19 protein-coding genes are annotated in these 19,655 nt (G+C 55.1%); 18 read left to right on the forward strand and 1 reads right to left on the reverse strand.

The features are described 5' to 3' along the window. The 18 genes from dnaA (at position 1) to ACRQV7_RS00090 (ending at position 18,438) form a co-directional block, all read left to right on the forward strand. Entirely contained in the window at positions 1-1,314 is a 1,314-nt protein-coding gene (dnaA, locus tag ACRQV7_RS00005; RefSeq protein WP_444658961.1) for a chromosomal replication initiator protein DnaA, read from the forward strand. A 305-nt stretch (positions 1,315-1,619) separates the two neighbouring features. After that, the gene (gene dnaN / locus ACRQV7_RS00010) at positions 1,620-2,726 is read left to right on the forward strand and encodes a DNA polymerase III subunit beta (RefSeq protein ID WP_275715132.1); all 1,107 of its coding nucleotides are present in this window, start codon (positions 1,620-1,622) and stop codon (positions 2,724-2,726) included. 2 nt (positions 2,727-2,728) lie between these two features. Further along, positions 2,729-2,947 carry an RNA-binding S4 domain-containing protein gene (locus tag ACRQV7_RS00015; RefSeq protein WP_275715130.1) on the forward strand — a complete coding sequence of 73 codons (219 nt, stop codon included), beginning with the start codon at positions 2,729-2,731 and terminating at the stop codon, positions 2,945-2,947. Next, positions 2,944-4,011, forward strand: a complete 1,068-nt coding sequence (gene recF, locus ACRQV7_RS00020) for a DNA replication/repair protein RecF (RefSeq protein WP_444658962.1) — start codon at positions 2,944-2,946, stop codon at positions 4,009-4,011. The genes ACRQV7_RS00015 and recF overlap by 4 nt, the downstream gene beginning before the upstream one ends. A gap of 15 nt (positions 4,012-4,026) precedes the next feature. Beyond that, entirely contained in the window at positions 4,027-4,299 is a 273-nt protein-coding gene (remB, locus tag ACRQV7_RS00025) for an extracellular matrix regulator RemB (RefSeq protein ID WP_444658963.1), read from the forward strand. Between the two features lie 9 nt (positions 4,300-4,308). Further along, positions 4,309-4,707: a hypothetical protein gene (locus tag ACRQV7_RS00030; RefSeq protein ID WP_444658964.1), complete on the forward strand. Its 399-nt coding sequence runs from the start codon at positions 4,309-4,311 to the stop codon at positions 4,705-4,707. A gap of 58 nt (positions 4,708-4,765) precedes the next feature. Further along, positions 4,766-6,706 carry a DNA topoisomerase (ATP-hydrolyzing) subunit B gene (gyrB, locus tag ACRQV7_RS00035; protein ID WP_444658965.1) on the forward strand — a complete coding sequence of 647 codons (1,941 nt, stop codon included), beginning with the start codon at positions 4,766-4,768 and terminating at the stop codon, positions 6,704-6,706. A gap of 133 nt (positions 6,707-6,839) precedes the next feature. Continuing rightward, the gene (locus ACRQV7_RS00040; RefSeq protein ID WP_444658966.1) at positions 6,840-7,499 is read left to right on the forward strand and encodes a YcxB family protein; all 660 of its coding nucleotides are present in this window, start codon (positions 6,840-6,842) and stop codon (positions 7,497-7,499) included. A 21-nt stretch (positions 7,500-7,520) separates the two neighbouring features. Continuing rightward, positions 7,521-8,087 carry a YcxB family protein gene (locus ACRQV7_RS00045; RefSeq protein WP_444658967.1) on the forward strand — a complete coding sequence of 189 codons (567 nt, stop codon included), beginning with the start codon at positions 7,521-7,523 and terminating at the stop codon, positions 8,085-8,087. Between the two features lie 12 nt (positions 8,088-8,099). After that, positions 8,100-8,651: a YcxB family protein gene (locus ACRQV7_RS00050; RefSeq protein WP_275715116.1), complete on the forward strand. Its 552-nt coding sequence runs from the start codon at positions 8,100-8,102 to the stop codon at positions 8,649-8,651. Continuing rightward, the gene (gene gyrA / locus ACRQV7_RS00055; protein WP_444658968.1) at positions 8,651-11,197 is read left to right on the forward strand and encodes a DNA gyrase subunit A; all 2,547 of its coding nucleotides are present in this window, start codon (positions 8,651-8,653) and stop codon (positions 11,195-11,197) included. Before ACRQV7_RS00050 ends, gyrA begins: the two co-directional genes overlap by 1 nt. Positions 11,198-11,212: 15 nt before the next feature. Next, on the forward strand, positions 11,213-11,848 hold the full coding sequence (locus ACRQV7_RS00060; RefSeq protein WP_444658969.1) for a lysozyme inhibitor LprI family protein: 636 nt from the start codon (positions 11,213-11,215) through the stop codon (positions 11,846-11,848). A 606-nt stretch (positions 11,849-12,454) separates the two neighbouring features. Further along, positions 12,455-13,033, forward strand: a complete 579-nt coding sequence (locus ACRQV7_RS00065; RefSeq protein WP_329493859.1) for an NUDIX hydrolase — start codon at positions 12,455-12,457, stop codon at positions 13,031-13,033. Positions 13,034-13,043: 10 nt separating this feature from the next. Then, the gene (locus tag ACRQV7_RS00070; protein ID WP_444658970.1) at positions 13,044-13,295 is read left to right on the forward strand and encodes a hypothetical protein; all 252 of its coding nucleotides are present in this window, start codon (positions 13,044-13,046) and stop codon (positions 13,293-13,295) included. A gap of 325 nt (positions 13,296-13,620) precedes the next feature. Further along, positions 13,621-14,607 carry an ABC transporter ATP-binding protein gene (locus tag ACRQV7_RS00075; RefSeq protein WP_444658971.1) on the forward strand — a complete coding sequence of 329 codons (987 nt, stop codon included), beginning with the start codon at positions 13,621-13,623 and terminating at the stop codon, positions 14,605-14,607. Then, the gene (locus tag ACRQV7_RS00080; protein ID WP_444658972.1) at positions 14,604-15,308 is read left to right on the forward strand and encodes an ABC transporter permease subunit; all 705 of its coding nucleotides are present in this window, start codon (positions 14,604-14,606) and stop codon (positions 15,306-15,308) included. The genes ACRQV7_RS00075 and ACRQV7_RS00080 overlap by 4 nt, the downstream gene beginning before the upstream one ends. Positions 15,309-15,320: 12 nt before the next feature. Beyond that, positions 15,321-17,003 carry a Gldg family protein gene (locus tag ACRQV7_RS00085; protein WP_444658973.1) on the forward strand — a complete coding sequence of 561 codons (1,683 nt, stop codon included), beginning with the start codon at positions 15,321-15,323 and terminating at the stop codon, positions 17,001-17,003. A 1-nt stretch (position 17,004) separates the two neighbouring features. After that, positions 17,005-18,438: a DUF4340 domain-containing protein gene (locus ACRQV7_RS00090; protein ID WP_444658974.1), complete on the forward strand. Its 1,434-nt coding sequence runs from the start codon at positions 17,005-17,007 to the stop codon at positions 18,436-18,438. A 119-nt stretch (positions 18,439-18,557) separates the two neighbouring features. On the opposite strand, the gene ACRQV7_RS00095 is transcribed toward ACRQV7_RS00090, so the two are convergent. Beyond that, positions 18,558-19,640 carry a type IV pilus twitching motility protein PilT gene (locus ACRQV7_RS00095; RefSeq protein WP_444658975.1) on the reverse strand — a complete coding sequence of 361 codons (1,083 nt, stop codon included), beginning with the start codon at positions 19,638-19,640 and terminating at the stop codon, positions 18,558-18,560. Positions 19,641-19,655 lie beyond the last annotated feature (15 nt).

Here is a 19,655-nt window from a genome sequence, read left to right on the forward strand (position 1 = left end):
ATGGAATCCTTCACCGAGGTCTGGAATCTGGTCTGCGATTATTGCAAAAACAAGATCACCGATATTGCCTATTCCACATGGATCAAGCGCATAGAACCGGTCAATCTTGACTTTGCGCAGGGAGTTGCGGTCATTAAAGTTCCAAACGAACTTCACCGGCAGACGATCAAACATTATTATATGGATATGCTCGATGAAGCATTCACACAGATTTTCGGTCAAAAAATCCAGATTCGCGTCTGTACTCCGGAAGAGGCGGGGGTCGAAAAACAGAATGTCGAAACGCCCGCCATCAACGACGACTACGAATTCACCTTCGACACCTACATTGTCGGTTCTTCCAATAAATTTGCGCACGCCGCCTCCATGGCGGTGGCGAACAAGCCCGCAACCCTTTATAATCCCCTGTTCATTTATGGAAATTCAGGATTGGGAAAAACCCATCTTCTATACGCGATCTGCAACGAAATCAGCCGGACCCATCCCGAAATGAACATTATTTACATAAAAGGCGACGAATTTACCAACGAGCTGATCGAAGCGATCCGCCGCGGCACCACCGCGGAATTTCACAGCCGTTACCGGAAAGCGGACGTGTTCCTGGTGGACGATATTCAGTTTATCGCCGGAAAAGATTCCACCCAGGAGGAATTTTTCCATACCTTCAACACGTTATATGAGGCAAAAAAACAGATCGTTCTGACTTCCGACCGTCCGCCGAAGGATATCGCCACTCTGGAGGAGCGCCTGCTCACCCGATTTGAGTGGGGGCTGACCGCGGATATTCAGCCACCGGATTTTGAAACGCGCATCGCCATTATTAAAAGGAAAGCGGAGCTTCTGGAAATTGATCTGCCCGACAACGTCGCGGAATACATCGCCAACCGGCTGAAAAACAATATCCGCCAGCTGGAGGGCGCGGTGAAAAAAATGAAAGCCTACTACCTGCTTGCCGGCGAGTCCCCCAGCATCACCACGGCGCAGGCGGCGATCAGCGATATCATCAACAATGACCAGCCCACCCCGTTTACCGTAGAAAAAATTATCGACGAGGTTGCGCGCACGTTCGGTACGACCGGCGAGGACATCCGTTCCGCCAAGCGTTCCGCAAACATTTCGAGCGCGCGGCAGATGGCGATTTATGTAGTGAGGGAAATTACCCAGCTCCCGATGACCTCCATCGGCGAGGAATTCGGCGGACGCGACCACTCCACCGTCGTATACGCCATCCAGCAGGTAGAAAAAGGAATCAAGCGCGACCCGAAAATCAAGGCGACCGCCGAAGATATCATTAAGAATATCCGCGACCGCTAAAAAGTGGAAAAAAAGTTGACATTTCAACAATTTCTGTTCATCCGCGCTTTTAACGGGTTTTCAGACATCCCGAATTATTGAACTTGTTTTCAACATTCCCCACAGAGTTTTCAACATTCGGTTAAATACTTTGATTTTATACGAAAAGTTAACAAAACCTTAACATTGAAATCACACGCGGTGAACGGCAAAAAAACAAAGCCGCGCCTGTATTTCCAAAATCTTTCAACTTTTCCGCGCCGCCTACTACTCTTACTAAATTAAATCTATACTATCTATTATAAAAGGAAGCAGAGGGTGAGTTTATGAAAATAACCTGCCAGCGGCAGCAGCTGAACGAAGCTGTGTTGAATGTTCAGCGCGCCGTGTCCACAAAATCATCCGTTCCCGCTCTGGAAGGTATCCTGCTCAAAACAGGCGAGAATGAAATTACACTGTGCGGATACGACCTTGAACTGGGAATGACCACAAAAATAGAAGCCCAGGTGGAAGAACCGGGAAGCATCGTCCTGAGCGCGCGGCTGTTCGGCGACATTGTCCGCCGTCTGCCGGCGGACACCGTGTACCTTGCCACCGACGAGAAAAAAATCACTTCCATCAAGAGCGGGCCGGCCGATTTCTCCATTGTGGGAATCCCCGCGGAGGAATACCCGGAGCTTCCGGCCATTACAGGGGAAACCTCGATCAAGATCGCGAACTGCATTCTGAAAAGCATGATCCGGCAGACGATTTTCGCCGTCGCGGAAAGCGACGCGAAGCCGATCCACACCGGTACCCTGTTTGAACTGAGCAAAAATAAGATCCGCCTGATCTCCGTGGACGGCTACCGTCTTGCTCTGAGGGAAGAAACCGCCGCCTGCGGCGAGGAAACCAGCTTTGTCGTCCCGGGCAAAACGCTCGGCGAAGTGCTCAAGCTTCTGAGCGACGACGACACCGAGCTGGAGGTCCAGATCGGCCGGCGCCATATTTTATTCCAAATCGGAAACTACTGCGTGATTTCCCGCCTTCTCGAAGGGGAATTTCTCGACTATAAGGCCGCCATCCCCGGCGCCAGCTCAACGGAGATTATCGTTTCCACCCGTTCGTTCATCGACAGCGTGGAGCGCGTTTCCCTTCTGATCACCGACAGGCTGAAAAGCCCCGTGCGCTGCGTGTTTGAGGACGGGGAGATCAAGGTTTCCTGCTCGACCTCCATCGGTCACGCCAACGACCAGCTTTCCGCGAAAATCGACGGCGCGGGCGTGGAAATGGGCTTTAACAACCGCTATCTGCTCGACGCCCTGCGCAACACCGAGGGCGACGAAGTGAAAATACAGCTCAACGGCGCTTTGAGCCCGATGAAGATCCTTCCGCGCGAAGGGGACTCCTTCCTTTTCCTGGTGCTGCCGGTCCGTTTGAAGAGCGAGGCGTAGGAATGAAAACGGAAAAAATAGTCATTGATACCGAGTTTATCCGGCTGGACGCCCTTTTGAAGCTTGGCGGCGCGGTGGACACCGGCGGCCGGGCAAAATTTATCGTGCAGTCCGGCGAAGTGAAGGTCAACGGAGAAATCTGCACCATGCGCGGCAAAAAAATGAGAAGCGGCGACAAGGCCGAATACAACGATGTGACATATGAGGTGTGTAACGGGTGATTATCCAGCACCTGGAGGCTGAAAATTACAGAAATATCCGGCGCTGCGTGATAATTCCGCAGAATGGGATCAATATAATATATGGGAAAAATGCACAGGGAAAGACCAATCTGCTGGAAGCGGTCTGGCTTTTTACGGGCGGCCGTTCCTTTCGGGGAGCGAAGGACGCCGACCTTGTTCTGCAGGGAGAAGCCGGCGCAAAGCTCAAGCTGAAATTTTTCAGCGGCGAGCGTGAGCAGACGGCGGAAATCACGATTGAAAACGGGCGCAGAAATGCCGTTTTGAACGGAATTCCCCAAAAAAACGCTTCCGGGCTGGTCGGAAAGTTCTTTTCCGTGATTTTTTCCCCGGAGCATATCGCGCTTGTGCGCGAAGGCCCATCCCAGCGCCGCGACTTTATGGACGCCGCCCTCTGCCAGATCAAACCCGGGTATGCCGCGCTTCTTTCGCGGTACCACCACACGCTGATCCAGCGCAACACCCTTTTAAAAGATATTCCCCGCCATGCCGAGCTGATGGATACGCTCGAAATCTGGGATGAAAAGCTTGCTTCCTACGGCGAAGCGATCGTCCTCGGCAGGATGGATTATATCCGTAAAATCAAGGAACCGGTCAAAGAGATTTACGCCGGCATTTCCCAACATACCGAAATCATTGATTTAACCTATCAGAAAAGCGCCGAAGACCTGAAAAAGGCGCTGAAAGCGGCCCGCCGGGAGGATGTGGCGCTGGGCCATACCAGCGTCGGCCCGCACCGCGACGATATTGATATTGCCATAGACCTCCGCCCTGCGCGGACGTTCGGCTCACAGGGCCAGAAACGCTCCGCCGTCCTTGCTTTAAAGCTTGCGGAGGCCGAGATGCTTTACCGCCAGACCGGAGAAAGACCCGTTGTCCTGCTCGACGACGTGATGAGCGAGCTGGACTCCGGCAGGCAGGATTATTTACTCAATCATTTGGATCGCTGTCAGGTTTTCATAACCTGCTGTGAACCCGGCGCAATTCAGCAGCTCCGGGAGGGCGCCCTGTTTGAAATGGACGGCGGCACCCTGATAAAAAAATGAGAAAGGTTTTATTTTATGTATCTTCATCTCGGGCAGGACACGGTGATTAAAGTCAGTGATATTGTGGGCATATTCGATATGGAAACCTCTACCATCTCCAAATCGACCAGAAACTATCTTTCCGCGGCCCAGAAAAAGGGCCGGGTCGTCAACGTTTCCATGGAAATGCCGAAGTCCTTTGTGCTTTGCTGTGATAAAAGCCGCCGGATTACCGTTTATATCACACAGATCTCCTCTTCCACCCTTCTGAAAAGGACAGGGTTTATCGACGAGATATCAAATGTTTAAGGTGAAAAAATGAAAAAATTCAGAAAAGCACGATGTCCGCACTGCGGAAATAAACTGACGCTGCTGCGCGCCTGGGCGATCAAGACACAGGGCGAGTACAAATGCCCCAAGTGCGGCGGCTACTCCAATATTGAGCTCGACCCCGCCGTTCACTTTTTTGCCATCGGCGCAATCGTACTCAGCGGGCTGATTTACCTTGTCTGGATGATTTCCGTAAAAATGCTCAGTCTTGCTTCCATTTTTTTCATTATGCTGCCGTATTTTATATTTTATTTGCTTTGTTTTTTCCTGGTCAGGCTCAGAAAGCCGGCAGTGCGCAGGAAACAACCCCCCGCCGGCCGGCCGCAGCAGCCGTCCCCCCAGCGGCAGACACAGAAAATTTACGATAGAAGAGACAGAAGATTCTGAACAGAACGTTTCGGCTTAACGAGAGTATACGATATGTATTATAATTGGAGGGTTAAACTTGGAGTTTAGCGAAGTTACGCAAATAAAACAAAAATACGACGAAAATCAGATACAGGTACTGGAAGGCCTGGCCGCGGTCAGAAAGCGCCCCGGCATGTATATCGGTTCCACCGGACCGCGCGGACTGCATCACCTCGTCTATGAAATCGTGGACAACGCGATCGACGAAGCGCTCGCGGGCTTCTGCGACAGAATCGAAGTCAAAATCCTTCCCGGGGACATCATCAGCGTACTGGACAACGGGCGCGGAATCCCGGTCGGCATCCAGCATCAGATGGGAATCCCGGCGGTCACGGTTGTTTTCACCGAGCTGCACGCGGGCGGAAAGTTCGGCGGCGGCGGCTACAAGGTGGCCGGCGGCCTGCACGGCGTCGGCGCGTCGGTCGTCAACGCGCTGTCCGAATGGCTGGAGGTCGAGGTTTACAACGAGGGCAGGATTTACTACCAGCGCTTTGAGCGCGGAAAAGCCGTCACCCAGCTGGAAATGCGCGGCGAAACGGACAAAACCGGAACGTTCGTCACCTTTAAGCCGGACGCGGAAATTTTCAGGGAGACCACCGCCTACGACTACGAGACCCTGCAGACGAGGCTGCGCGAGCAGGCGTTTCTGAACGCCGGCATCCATATCGCGCTGTTCGACCTGCGCGACGAAAGCAATCCCGTAAACGACAACTACTGCTACCACGGCGGCATCAGCAGCTTTGTGGAATTCATCAATAAAAAGAAAGCCGTCGAGCTCATTCACCCCGATATTATGCACTTTAGCTCCGTCTCCCCCGATAATTCGGCAACGGCGGAAGTCGCCATGCAGTATAATGATTCCTATAACGAGCTGATGCTGTCCTTTGCCAACAATATCCATACCACCGACGGCGGCACGCACGAGGACGGGTTCAAACGCGCCCTGACCCGTGTGATGAACGATTACGCCAGAAAATACAACATTCTCAAAGAAAGCGATAAAAACCTTTCGGGCGACGACGTGCGCGAGGGCCTGACCGTCATTATCAGCGTGAAGATGAAGGACGCCCAGTTTGAGGGCCAGACAAAGGCCCGCCTGGGAAATACCGAAATCGGCACGCTGGTCAGCAACCTCATCACCGATAAAATGGCCGCCTATCTCGAAGAAAATCCGGCGACGGCAAGGGCGATTTTCGATAAGGCGCTGGCTGCTTCCCGCGCGCGCGACGCCGCGAGGAAGGCCCGCGACCTGGTCCGCCGCAAATCCGCGTTGGAAAACGCCGCGCTTCCGGGCAAGCTTGCCGACTGTCAGAGCCGCAATCCCGACGAGACGGAAATCTATATCGTCGAGGGTGATTCCGCCGGCGGTTCCGCAAAAGGCGGACGCGACCGCAAATATCAGGCGATTCTGCCGCTCTGGGGCAAAATGCTCAACGTGGAAAAGGCAAGGCTCGACAAGGTGTACGGCAATGAAAAGCTGATGCCCGTCGTCACCGCGCTCGGCTGCGGGATCGGCGAAGAATTCGACATGAATAAGCTGCGCTACGGGAAAATCATCATCATGGCCGATGCCGATGTCGACGGTTCGCACATCCGCACCCTGCTCCTGACTTTCTTCTTCCGGTTTATGAAGCCGCTTGTGGAGGAAGGCCACGTTTACCTTGCGCAGCCGCCGCTGTTCCGGCTGAGCAAGGGAAAAAATCATTACTACGCGTTCAGCGACGAGGAACGCGACCAGAAAATGGCGGAGCTCGCCAGCAATTACGAGATCCAGCGCTACAAAGGCCTTGGTGAAATGGACGCCGAGCAGCTTTGGGAAACGACCATGAATCCGGAAACCCGCACCATGCTGCGCGTGGAGGTGGAAGACGCCGCCGCCGCGGACGAAGCCTTTACCATTCTGATGGGTGACAAGGTCGAGCCGCGCCGCGCTTTTATTGAAAGCAACGCGAAGTACGCAAAGAACCTCGATGTCTGACGCTGCGGTTTTTCGTACTTTGCGCGGGCATCCTTCGTTATAAACGGGCAAATTCAGCCTGAATTTTTGCAGAATGTATTTTTTAGTATGAAAATTACAGTTCGTACTACATAAGCGAAAAGGAGAATTTCTCATGAAACAATTTGTGAAGGAACAGGAAACTGCCTCAAAACCTCCTGAACCCCGGGGGGAACAGACCCCCGACGAGGACCAACCTGAGGAAAACAAAGTGGAATGGGACGGTTCCGAAGCCGAGCTGGTCGCCGACGAAACGGCGCTGGCGTTTGAGGAACAGAATACGGGGATCAAGCTGACCTACACGCTGACCTCCGGCGAAATTTTCAAGGTTCTCTGGAAAAGCCAGTACACCGGCACAAGGTTAGGGCTTTCAGCCGTTGCGGTCGTACTGAGCACCGCGATGGCGGTCGTCTTTCTGATGCAGTTCCGCTCGACGGGCGACAGCCGTTACGCGTCTTTGGCGGTGGTGTGCATTCTGCTGGTTCTGGTGGTCGCGGCTTTCCCGACAGCCGTCATCCGGGCGCATTCGTCAAAAATCGCCGACGGCAGGGAGATCCGCATGAAGATTTACCCCGACCATATCGAAATGGGCTTGCCCGGCAAAAGATGGGAAATCCCGCTCGACGGGACCAGCGAATGTGTTCAGATCGAAAATTTGATCGTGCTGTACATAGACGACCGGAATATGGTAATTCTTCCGCTGCGCTGTGTGGAACCGGCCGTTTTGCCGGAGGTTCAGGCAATGCTTCTGGCGGGGACGCACCCCAAAAGCTGAAAAAGGAAAGGAGACGGAAAGATGCCGACGTTTTACGAGGGAGGGCCGGTCGATACGGTGGAACAGACGGTTGGCCCCGACGAATACGCCGCGGCGTACTACACCGCGCAGAGCGCGGTTTCCCCCATCCACACAAAATGGGTGCGGGCGGGGATCTGTCTTTCCGCGGCCATCGTCATCGCTTCCTTTATTCCGTTTTACCGCGCAAGATTCTTTACCTGCTGGGGGCCCGCGTGCGGAATTGTCCTGGCTCTTGCGCTCGCCTTTCTGTTCTTTTTTATCCAGCCGGACGATATCCGGAAATGGGCGGCGGAACTGTACCGCTCCAACCGGCTGCTGGCCCTGCCGCAGAAAATTGAAATTTTCCGGGACAGCGTGGTGATTCAAAGCAGCTGTGAAAAAATGCTGGAGTACTGGACCGATTTCAGCAGGTGCATAGAGACCCCCTCCGCCTTTGTCGTGACCGGCGGGCGGGAACGGGACTTGCTGGTCATCAAAAAGCAGGGACTTACGAACGAACAGATTGAAAAAATTTCCGCACACCTTGCCGGCGCGTTTGCTTCGCGCTACTTGAAAAGCGGGCGTTAAGGAGGGATTTATTTGCCTGAAAGCCCAATTTCGGTAAGCTGCCTTACCACAAAATTCGATTATGCCGACTTCAAGGCCGCGGCGGCGAAAGCCGCCATGAGGAAAAGCGAAAAAATCATTCTGAAAGCTACGGGAACCGTTCTGATTCTGGCCGCGTTTCTTTTAAGGGCCTTTGTTTACGGGAATTTCTATCAGAATTTCATTTATGCGGCCATGGCCGCGGTCGGCGTGATCATCGGATGCTTTTACGATACGATCGTCCTGTACGCTGTGCGGCGGCACGCCCTGAGCTACTTTACGGCGAACAGTGAAAAATTTATCGCACAGACCACGGAATTTTCAGAGGAAACCATAACCTTTCAAACCGAACGGTATACGGCTGCAATTCCCTATGAGATGCTGTATAAAGCGTATGAGGACGCGAGGGTTTTTATTATATACACAGGAATCAACGAGATGAGGTTCATCCCCAAAAGGGCGATGAACGAAAGCGAATGTGCCAGGATTCACAACATTCTTGAGACAAAGCTTCAGGAAAAATATCAGCAGGAAGGTGCCCGCTAATGGACGAATTTCAGGAAAATCAAAAAATCATCAATGTCGACCTTGAAAAGGAAATGAAACAGTCGTTTCTTGCCTATTCCATGTCGGTCATTGTGTCCCGCGCGCTGCCGGACGTGCGCGACGGGTTAAAACCGGTTCACAGAAGGATTCTGTATACCATGTTTGAAAACGGCCTGTCCCCGGAAAAGGCTTACCGCAAATGCGCGGACACCGTCGGTTCCGTGCTGGGCCGCTACCATCCGCACGGCGACGCTTCGGTCTACGACGCGCTGGTGCGCCTGGCGCAGGATTTCTCCATGCGCTATATGCTGGTGGACGGACACGGCAACTTCGGTTCCGTGGACGGCGACCCCCCGGCCGCCTACCGTTATACCGAGGCCCGCATGAGTAAGATCGCCGTGGAAATGCTGGAGGATATCGACAAGGATACCGTCGATTTCCAGCCGAACTACGACGACCGTCTGAAGGAACCCATCGTTCTGCCCAGCCATTTTCCGAACCTTCTGGTCAACGGTTCGACCGGGATCGCGGTCGGCATGGCCACGAACATTCCCCCGCACAACATGGGCGAGGTCATCGACGGCATGTGCACGCTGATCGACAACCCCGACGCTTCTCTGGACGACCTGATGCAGAGCATCAAGGGGCCGGACTTCCCCACCGGCGGCATCATCATGGGCCGGGCGGGTATCCGCGCCGCCTACGCCACCGGACGGGGCCGCATCACGGTGCGCGCCCGCGCGGAGATCGAGGAAGAGAAAAACGGCCGCTTCAATATCGTCGTCACGGAGCTGCCCTATCAGGTCAACAAGGCGAGGCTGGTCGAAAGCATCGCCGAGCTGGTCAAGGACAAGCGCATCGAGGGGATTTCCAATGTGGAGGACCACTCCGACCGCGAGGGCATGCACCTGCTCATCAGCGTAAAGCGCGACGCTTCCCCGCAGATCGTCCTGAATCAGCTTTATTCCTATACCCAGATGCAGACGACGTTCGGCGTCATCATGATCGCCATCGTCAACGGCGAACCCAAAACGCTGACGCTCAAGGAAATGCTGCAGGAATACATTCAGTTCCAGGAAAGCGTCGTAAGGCGCCGCACCCTGTACGACCTCAAAAAGGCCGAGGAGCGCGCGCATCTTCTGGAAGGATTGAAAATCGCCGTCGACAACATCGACGAAGTGATTTCCATTATCCGCGGTTCCAAGGACAGGGCAACGGCAAGGGCCCGCCTGACGGAACGCTTCGGGCTGGACGACCCGCAGACACAGGCGATCGTACAGATGCCGCTCGGCGCGCTCACCGGCCTGGAGCGCCAGAAGCTGCTGGACGAAATCGCCGCGCTGGAAGCGAAGATCGCGGATTACAAAGATATTTTAAGCAGTGAAACGCGTCTGCTCGGCATCGTCAAGGACGAGGCGCTCGCGGTAAAGAATAAATTCAGCGACGAGCGCCGCACGGAAATTGCGACCGTCAGCGGCGAGGTCGATATTGAGGACCTGATTCCGCAGGAGGAATGCGTGCTGACCCTGACCAACTTCGGTTATGTCAAGCGTCAGAAAACCGATACTTACCATATTCAGCGCAGGGGCGGCCGCGGCGTCAGCGGCATGACAAGGCGCGAAGAGGATGTCGCGAGCGACATGTTCGTCATCAACAGCCACGACTATGTCATGTTCTTTACCAATCTGGGCCGCGTCTACCGGCTGAAATGCTACGAAATCCCGGAGGGCTCCCGCACGAGCAAGGGGATGAATATCGCGAATCTGCTGCCGATCGCGCAGGATGAGAAGGTCACCTCCATGATCCGCGTGCCGGAATTCGACGACGAAAGCTATCTGTGCATGGTGACGCGCAACGGTATCATCAAGCGCACCAGCCTTTCGGCTTACAACACCGCGCGCAAGGGCGGCGTGATCGCGATCGATCTGGACGACGGCGACGAGCTTTCCTGGGTGCGCCTGACCTCCGGCGATACGCAGCTTCTGGTCGCGACCCGCCTGGGCATGGCGATCCGTTTTGACGAAAGGGACGTCCGCCCCATGGGCAGGACCGCCCGCGGAGTCAAGGCGATCACCCTGAAGGACGGCGACTATGTCGTCGGAATGAGCTCGCTGCGCGCGGACGGCCTTGTGCTGACCGTTTCCGCAACCGGCTACGGGCGCCTTTCCGGCATTAACGATTACCGCATCCAGTCGAGGGGCGGCAAGGGCCTTACCAACTATCATATTCAGAAATACGGAGAGGTCGCCGCCATCAAGGTGGTCGATCTGGACGACGACGTGATTCTGATTTCCTCCGACGGCATCATTATCCGCATTCCGGCCAACTCCATCCGCGAATGCGCAAGGCCCGCCAAGGGCGTGCGCGTCATGCGCCTGAACGAAAACAGCGAGGTTGTCACGCTGGCCCGCACGGCGCACGAGGAGGACGCGGTGGATGCCCTGCCCGCGGACGAGGGCGACGCGGACGCCGGCTGCGAAGACGAACCGGAGGACATGGAAGAGAATCTTTCAACGGACACGGAACAGGAAAACACCGAGGAATAAGAAAGGGTGCAGTCAATGAATCACTGGAAAAAACTTTGCATTCCCCTGGCGGCTGCCGTGACGATCGCAGCGTTCACGGGCTGTGGGGCGGTGAAGGGCGGGGAAAGCTCCGTCCCGGCAAGCGGGCTCGGCGAATCCTCTCAGGCGGAGTCCCTTCCGGCCGGCAGCGCGCAGAGCGAACCGGCGAGCAGCGTTCCCGTGGTAACGCCGAACGAACCGTCCGAATCCCAGCCCGGCCCGGTCATCGATATAGAGACCGACAGCCCCGAGTTTAACGCGCTGTTTAAGAAAAATCCGATTGACAAGCAATATATCGCGGAGTCCAACAAAGCCTTCTCCAATGTGGAGATGGTCGAGTTGTCCAACAAGTACGCCGGAATCTGGGAAAAAGAAGCCGCCTCCGCCTATGATAAGGTCACGAAGCAGGCCACGGGCGACGCCCTTTCCAAGATCAAAGCGGAGCAGGCCGCCTGGGTGAATGGCAAGACCGAAGCGCTGAAAAAAATCAGCGACGAGGCCCAGGCCGCGGGCGGAACCATGGCCCAGGTCAACGCCGCGAGCGCAACCATGGATTATTACCGCAGCCGCGCCGCGCAGATTTACCGCCAGCTTTACTCTTTCGATCAAAACTACACCTACGCGTTCAAATAAGAGGGATAAGTCCTTCGTCGGACCTGCCGGTCGGCACGCGTCTACGGCGATGTTCCCAGTAAGCTTACACGAAATCGTGAGCGAGGTGCTCCGAAACTCCTTCTGTCGCGCCGGGCGCGGCACCTCCCTCAAAGAGGGAGGTAAGGGTTCTTCTAAGGCTCCCTCTTTGAGGGAGCTGGCAGGCGCAGCCTGACTGAGGGAGTTCGCTCTAAGCTTCCGTATCCCCCGTCAATGAAAATTATACAAGTCCCGTATTTCCTAAAGACACTTTGGGGATACCTCGGGGGTGCAGGGGGATTTTATGGGACCCTCCCGCCGGGAATTAAAAATCCCCCTGCGCGTACTTTGCCTACTTTCGTACAAGAACCGAAAGTAGGGGCCTGCCCGGCCTGAGGGCAGAGCTAACGATCAATTCCTACTTGCGGCGATGCACTAATGAAGCAGGCGGAGACTCCTTTCGACGCGCCGGGCGCGGACCATGCGGTCGGCACGCGCCTACGGCGACTCTTTCAGAAAATATTTCAATACTATTTGTTATATTAATTATAATCTATACTTAAAGCAAATAACCGTTTGTTTTACAGACGGAAAAGCATGGGTATATTCATGATCAGAATAATTGAGAACAGGGAGAAAACGATGGAATTCAACGAAAAGACCCTGAGCAGGAACGATATCTATGAAGGAAGAATCCTCAAATTTCACGTGGATAAGGTGGAGCTGATTAACGGCAGAACCTCCACCCGGGAGTGCGTCGACCACCCGGGCGGGGTCAGCGTCGCCGTGCTGACGGAAAAGAACGAAATTCTGTTTGTGCGCCAGTTCCGTTATCCCTATAAAGAGGTCGTTCTGGAAACGCCGGCGGGCAAGCTGGAACCCGGCGAGGATCCGTTTGAGGCGATGAAGCGCGAGCAGCTTGAGGAAACCGGAACCACCGGCTCCCGCTATATCGACATGGGAAAGCTTTATCCTTCCCCCGGTTACTCCAACGAGATCATTTATCTGTACGCCTGCCGTCTGGAAACCTCCGGCAAGACGCAGTTTGACGAGGACGAGTTTCTGGAGACAGAAAAAATCCCGGTAGACGAAGCGGTGCGCATGGTGATGAACGGGGAAATCCCCGATTCTAAAACGCAGGTGCTGGTTTTAAAAACCGCGCGGCTTTTGAAGGACGGAAAAATCTGAGGGGTGCGCCATGAAAAAGAAAAAAACCGCTGAGCTGAGCGAGCCGAAAAAACGTCTTATGATGTATCTGAGCCTTTGGGCCGCCTCCCTGTTTTTCGCCATCGGAAACCCGCAGGGAAGCTGGCTGCCCGTCGGCCTTGGGATCGGGCTGATCGTGGCGTACGCGCCCGAAGCCCTGCGCCGGCTGAAAGGCAGGAAAAGCGGTGCGGAAGCCGCCGCAGAGCCGGACGAGACAAAAAGCGGGGAAGAACAGAAAAAATGAATTGCCGTCCGGGAGCCGCGGTCCCCGGGGCGGCTCTTTTCTTTTATTTCCCGACTCTTTTCACATAGCCATCACATAAAGTTTATAAAATAGAATGGAAACATTCAAAAAAAGTTTACATTCCCGCCGCGCCGAATTGCTACAATAAAATGGCGTTACAGCGGGCTTTGTCCGCTGCAGATTGACGGCAAAGCCGCGCAGCCGCAAAATTGCAAAACCATTTTGCTTTCTGCGTTGGCTGCTCTTGCACGATTTGTCGCAATCTGCAGTTTGTCTACAACCTGCATCGGTCATGAAAATAATGGAAACATCAGGAGGGATCTGCATGATTGAGGTGAAAAACCTCTCGAAGCGCTACGGTCAGAACGTCGCTTTGAACAACATCAGCTTCTCGGTCGAAGAAGGAACCGTCGTCGGTTTTTTGGGGCCGAACGGCGCGGGGAAGTCAACCACCATGAACATTATTACCGGCTATCTGTCGGCCAGCTCCGGCTCGGTCACGGTCGGCGGGTACAGCACGCTGGACAATCCCAACGAAGTGAAAAAGCTGATCGGCTATATGCCCGAAATGCCGCCGCTTTACCCGGATATGACGGTGAAGGAATATCTTGATTTCCTTTTTGACCTGAAAAAAGTCACGCTCCCGCGCGAAAAGCACATCAGGGAAATCTGTACGCTGGTGAAAATCAACGAGGTGTACCACCGCCTGATCAATAACCTGAGCAAGGGCTACAAGCAGCGCGTCGGTTTTGCGCAGGCGCTGTTGGGCAATCCCCCTGTTCTGATCTTAGACGAGCCCACCGTCGGGCTTGACCCCAAGCAGATTATCGAAATCCGCAACCTGATTCACAATCTGGGCAAGAAACATACGATTATCTTAAGCTCCCACATCCTGCCGGAAATCCAGGCGGTCTGTGAGCGCATCATCATTATCAATAAGGGAACGCTGGTCGCGGACGGCACGCCGGAAAGCCTTTCCCAAAGCCTGAGCGCCGACCATAAGCTGATCGTCCGGATAGAGGGAAATGAGACCGACGTCAGAAACGCCCTGAAATCCGTCAAGTTTGTGGAAACCGTGCAGAGCTGCGGCGAAAAGGAGGCGGGCGTTTTCGAGTACGAGGTAGAGGCCCGCGACGGCCGCGATGTGCGCCGGGAGCTTTTCCGGGCGGCCGCGGCGAAAAATTACCCGATCCTGTCCATGTCCAACACCGGGCTCTCGCTGGAGGACGTGTTCCTGCGCCTGACCAGCGCGGCCTATACGAAGGACGTCGCCGCCGCTGAAACGATAACGGAAGGAGAGGAAGAAGGATGAGAGCGATTACGAAACGGGAGCTGAAGGCGTATTTCACCTCCCCCATCGGCTATGTCTGCGTCGCCATGATTCTGGCGCTGTACGGATATTATTTCTTTCAGGTGCTGATGCTGCGTTCCTCCTCCTATATTTCCAGCGTATACGCCACCATGTTTATCTGGAGCATGATGATTATTCCGATCATCACCATGCGCAGCTTCAGTGAGGAAATGCGCAACCGCACCGATCAGGCGCTTCTGACCGCGCCGGTGGGCGTCACCTCCATTGTGGCGGGCAAATTTCTGGCCGCGCTGGCCGTTTACGCCATTGCCATGGTCGGCACCCTGATTCCCGTGGCCGTGATCGGGCTGTTTTCCGCGCCGGAATGGGCGCTGGTTTTCGGGAACTTTTTCGGGTCCCTGCTGTACGGCGCGGCCATGATCTCCATCGGCATTTTTATTTCCTCGCTGACGCAAAGCCAGATCGTCGCCGCCATCGGCACGTTCGGCATTTCCATCCTTCTTCTGGTCGTGGATCAGCTTACCGGCCTTGTCAGCAATCCGGCCGCGGTCAAGCTGATCGGCTGGCTGTCCTTCAACACGCGGTACCAGCCGTTTACCAAAGGAATTTTTGATCTTTCAAGCATTGTCTTTTTCCTCAGCGTGATCGCGGTCTTTATTTTCCTGACCGCCCGCAAGCTTGAAAGCAGAAGATGGAGCTAAGGGGGTATGAAAATGAACAGGGATAACAATCAAGAAACAGAAAAGACCACTCCGGAAACCGAAGCCGCCGAAGAGGCCGCGGCGGAACAGACGGAGCCTGCCGCCGGGGAACCCGCCGGAAAGGAAAACATTGACTCCGAAACGGAAGAGGCCGACGCCGCCAATACGCCGGAAGAGCCGGAAGAAAAGAAGAAAAAAGGCAGATTGACCGAAAAGGTCGGCGCGTACACGAAAAGCACAAAATTCCGCCGCGGCGGAATTTCCACCGCGTTTACCGCCGGGTTCCTGATCGTCGTCATTCTTATCAATGTGATCGTAAGCGTGCTGGCGCAGCGGTACCCGTCCATGAATCTGGACCTGACAAAAAATAAAGTGAATACCCTCTCCGCTCAGGCGGCGGAAATCGTCTCCAAGGTGAACGTGCCGGCCACCATCTATATTATGGCGACACAGGCGCAGACAAAGGGAGACCAGCTTCTGTCAGAATACGGCATCAAGTACAGCCAGGTCGGGGAGCTCGCCGAGAAAATCGCCGAGAAAAATACCAATATCAAGGTGGAGTATATGGACCTTGATAAGAATCCGACCTTCGCAAGCACCTATAAAAACGACAATCTGACCGCGGGCGACGTGCTGGTCAAGACGGACAAACGCTACCGCGTGCTCGCCTACACCGACCTGTTCAACGTGCAGTACGGCGCGGACGGCGTGTCGACGGAAACCTATTCCATGGTGGACAGCGCGCTTGCTTCCGCCCTCAACTCCGTGATCGCGGACACCGTCGCGATCGCCTCGTTCGACACGGGCCACAGCGAGCAGCTGGAAACGGCCACCTATAAAAAGCTGCTGGAAAACAACAGCTTTGAAACGAAGGATTTCAACCTGCTGACGGACGCGATTCCCGACAATACCCGTCTGGTGGTTCTGGGCTGCCCCGCCACCGACTATACCGACGCGGAGCTGAAAAAGCTGGATACCTTCCTGAGCAGCGCCGCAATCCCAGGCGACCGTTCCCTGCTGATTACCTTCCATCCCAGCCAGCAGGCCATGCCGAAGCTCGCCGCTTTCCTGAAGGAATGGGGCATCGAGGTGCCGCAGGCCGTGGTTGTGGAAAGTGACCAGAGCAAATACTATACCGACGACCCAAGCTATATTCTTTCCACCGTGCAGACGGGGATCAGCTTGGGCGGACAGTCGGATTACGGTTACTTTACCACCCCGCAGTCCAACCCGGTCAATCTTCTGTTTGAAACCAGAGGGACCAAAACGACTTACTCGCTGGCGAAGTCCAACGATTCCTGCTATCTGGTGGACAACAATACCAAGGCGGACGATACTCCGCAGAAAACCGCATATAATACGGCGGTGCTTTCACAGGATAAGGTGCAGGCCGGGGCGAAGGAATACAAGACGAATGTGATCGCGCTGGGCAGCACCACCATGTTTGCCGGGGAGATCCTGGGCGCGAGCACCTTCGGCAACGCGAAATACGTGGTCGACCTTTCCCGCTACGCGACCGGTACCACCAATTCCGCCACCGCCATTACGCAAACCTCCGTACAGACCAATGTTTCCGATATTACCCTGAGCGCCGAAATGAGCGTCCTGCTCGGCATCGGCGTGTTTACCCTGCTGATCCCATTGCTCGTAGCCATTGCCGGCGTTTGTGTGTACCGCAAGAGGAGGCGCCTGTAAGATGAAAACCAGCACAAGAAATCTGGCAATTGTCGCCGGCTGTATCGTGGTGCTCGGCGGAGTGGCCGCCGTCCTGCTGACGACGGGGGATAAACAGGAGACCGCTTCTTCCGAGACTTCCGCTTCGACCATCGAGCTTGTCTCCAAAACGAGCCAGGATATCGTCTCCATGTCCGTAAAAAATAAAAAAGGCGGTTATACGCTCGTCCCGGTTGAAAAATCGGATACCGCTTCGTCCGCCGCCTCCGGCACCGCGGCGGAAATCACCTATCTGGTCAAAGAGCTCGGCGGCGTGCCGATCAACAGCGCCGCCGCCTCTCAGGTTGTGCAGAACGGGTTCAGCCTTGTCGCCACCAAGAATCTGGGGATTGTCAGCGACCTGGGCGAATTCGGCCTGAAGGACCCTCAGGCCACCGTGGAAGTCGCTTTCAAGGATGGAAGCACCTATAATTATAAAATCGGGAATCCCTCCGCCACGGACAGCAGCGCGTACTATATGTGCGGCGAAAATTCCGACAACGTATACATCGTCAGCATTGACGGCGGGATTCTGGAAAGCAGGATCTATTTCGTCAGTAAGACCGTGATGGCGGTTACCAGCAGCAGCGGCGTAAATGACTTTACAAAAATAACGCTGAGCGGCACGAATTTTCCGCAGCCCGTCACCGTGGAGAAGAGCGGGACAGAGAGCGTGATTACCTCCCCGGTCAGCGCGCCCACGGACACCGAAAAGCTCGGCGCGGTCGAGTCGGCGCTGACGGACCTGACCGCGGACTCCGTCGAGGCCGTGAACCCCGACGCCGCGGCGCTGAAAAGCTACGGGTTTGACAAACCCGTAGCGATTGCCGATTTTACGGTAAACAAGGAAAGCTATCGGCTTCTGGTCGGCGCAAAGAAGGATTCTTCCTATTATGTAAAGCTTGACAAGGTGGACGCCGTGTATCTGGTCAAGGCGGAAAGCCTTGACGCGTGGGTCAGCGCGGACGCGTTCGCGCTCCGCAGCAAGGACATCCTCAAGCCCGACATCACGGCGGTAAAATCTCTTTCCGTGACGGCGGGCGGCACGGTCCTGACCTTTGCCGTCGCCAGAACCAAGGATGAAACGAAATCCACCCAGGATAAAACCGAATACGCCTATGCGGTCACCGGAACCGGCGGGAAAAAGCTGAACTATGAGAAAAACTATACCGCGTATTTTCAGCAGGCCACGGGAATCCAGCTTCTGGAAGCGGCGAACGCTGCGCCAGCCGGAACTCCGGAACTGAAGCTGGAATATACCTATTTTGACAAAAGCGGGACGGACACGGCCGCGTTTTACAGGACCGGAGACCGGCTTTACACCGCGGTGGTGAACGGCGCGGTGTACGGGATCGTAACGCAGGACGACGTTCAGAAAATTTTGACCGGCGCGAAAACGCTGCAGGACGAAGCATAACGGATACAGAAAGAGGGCTTCTCCTCTTTTTGTCTCCCCCTTTGAGGGGGCTGGCAGGCAAAGCCTGACTGAGGGAGTTTTTAGATATTTTAAGGCGGGGAGCATTGCTCCCCGCCCTATTAATTGTCCAGCTTCTTTTTTAAGGTCTCCGGGTTCGCGGCGTAGATCAGCGCGTTTTCCCGGGAGATTTTTCTTTCCCGGTAAAGCCGGAGCAGATCCAGGTCCATGGCCACCATGCCCTCGCTGCCGGATGAATAGATGGTGTTGTCGATCTGGTGCACCTTGGATTCGCGGATCAGGTTGCGGATAGCCGGATTGACCAGCATAATTTCAAACGCGGGGATCAGCCCGCCGTCCAGCGTGGGAACCAGCTGCTGGGAAACCACCGCCTGCAGCACCATGGAAAGCTGCACGCGGATCTGCTGCTGCTGGTTGGGCGGGAACACGTCGATAATCCGATCGATGGTGTTGGCCGCACCCACCGTGTGCAGGGTGGAAAGCACCAGCTGGCCGGTTTCCGCCGCGGTCATCGCGGTGGTGATCGTTTCATAGTCGCGCATTTCCCCCAGCAGAATAACGTCGGGCGCCTGCCGCAGGGCGGCGCGCAGCGCCCGCACATAGCTTCGGGTGTCGTGGGCGAGCTCGCGCTGGCTCACGATGCTTTTATCGTGGCGGTGCAGGTATTCGATCGGGTCCTCTATGGTGATGATGTGGCTGTTTCGCGTATGGTTGATCTTATCGATAATACACGCGAGCGTGGTGGACTTTCCGCTGCCCGCCGAGCCGGTAATCAGCACAAGGCCCTTTTTGATTTTGTTTAAATCGATCACCGTATCGGGAATGTGCAGGACCTTGGGGTCGGGCAGCCGGAAAGCGACCACCCTCAGCACCGCGGCCATGGACCCCCGCTGCAGATAGGTGTTGCAGCGAAAGCGGCACAAGCCCTCTATGGAAAAGGAAAAATCGTCGTCGCCGCTTCTCAGAAACGGCTGAATGTCCCGGCCGCTGCCGAGCGAATAGATTTCCTCAATGCATTTTTTCGTATCCTCCGGCTTCAGCCGGTAGGAATTAAGGCCGTCGATGCCTACCGGATGGATGCGGTCGCTCGTCTTAAAGGAAAGGGGGCAGCCCGATATGATAAAAATATCCGATACGTTCTCCTCCACGGCCCTTTTCAGAATTTCAGTAATATTAAATTCCATGCAATCACTCCATTG

The sequence above is a fragment of the Caproiciproducens lactatisolvens genome, assembly GCF_052443335.1.
Lineage (GTDB): Bacteria > Bacillota > Clostridia > Oscillospirales > Acutalibacteraceae > Caproiciproducens.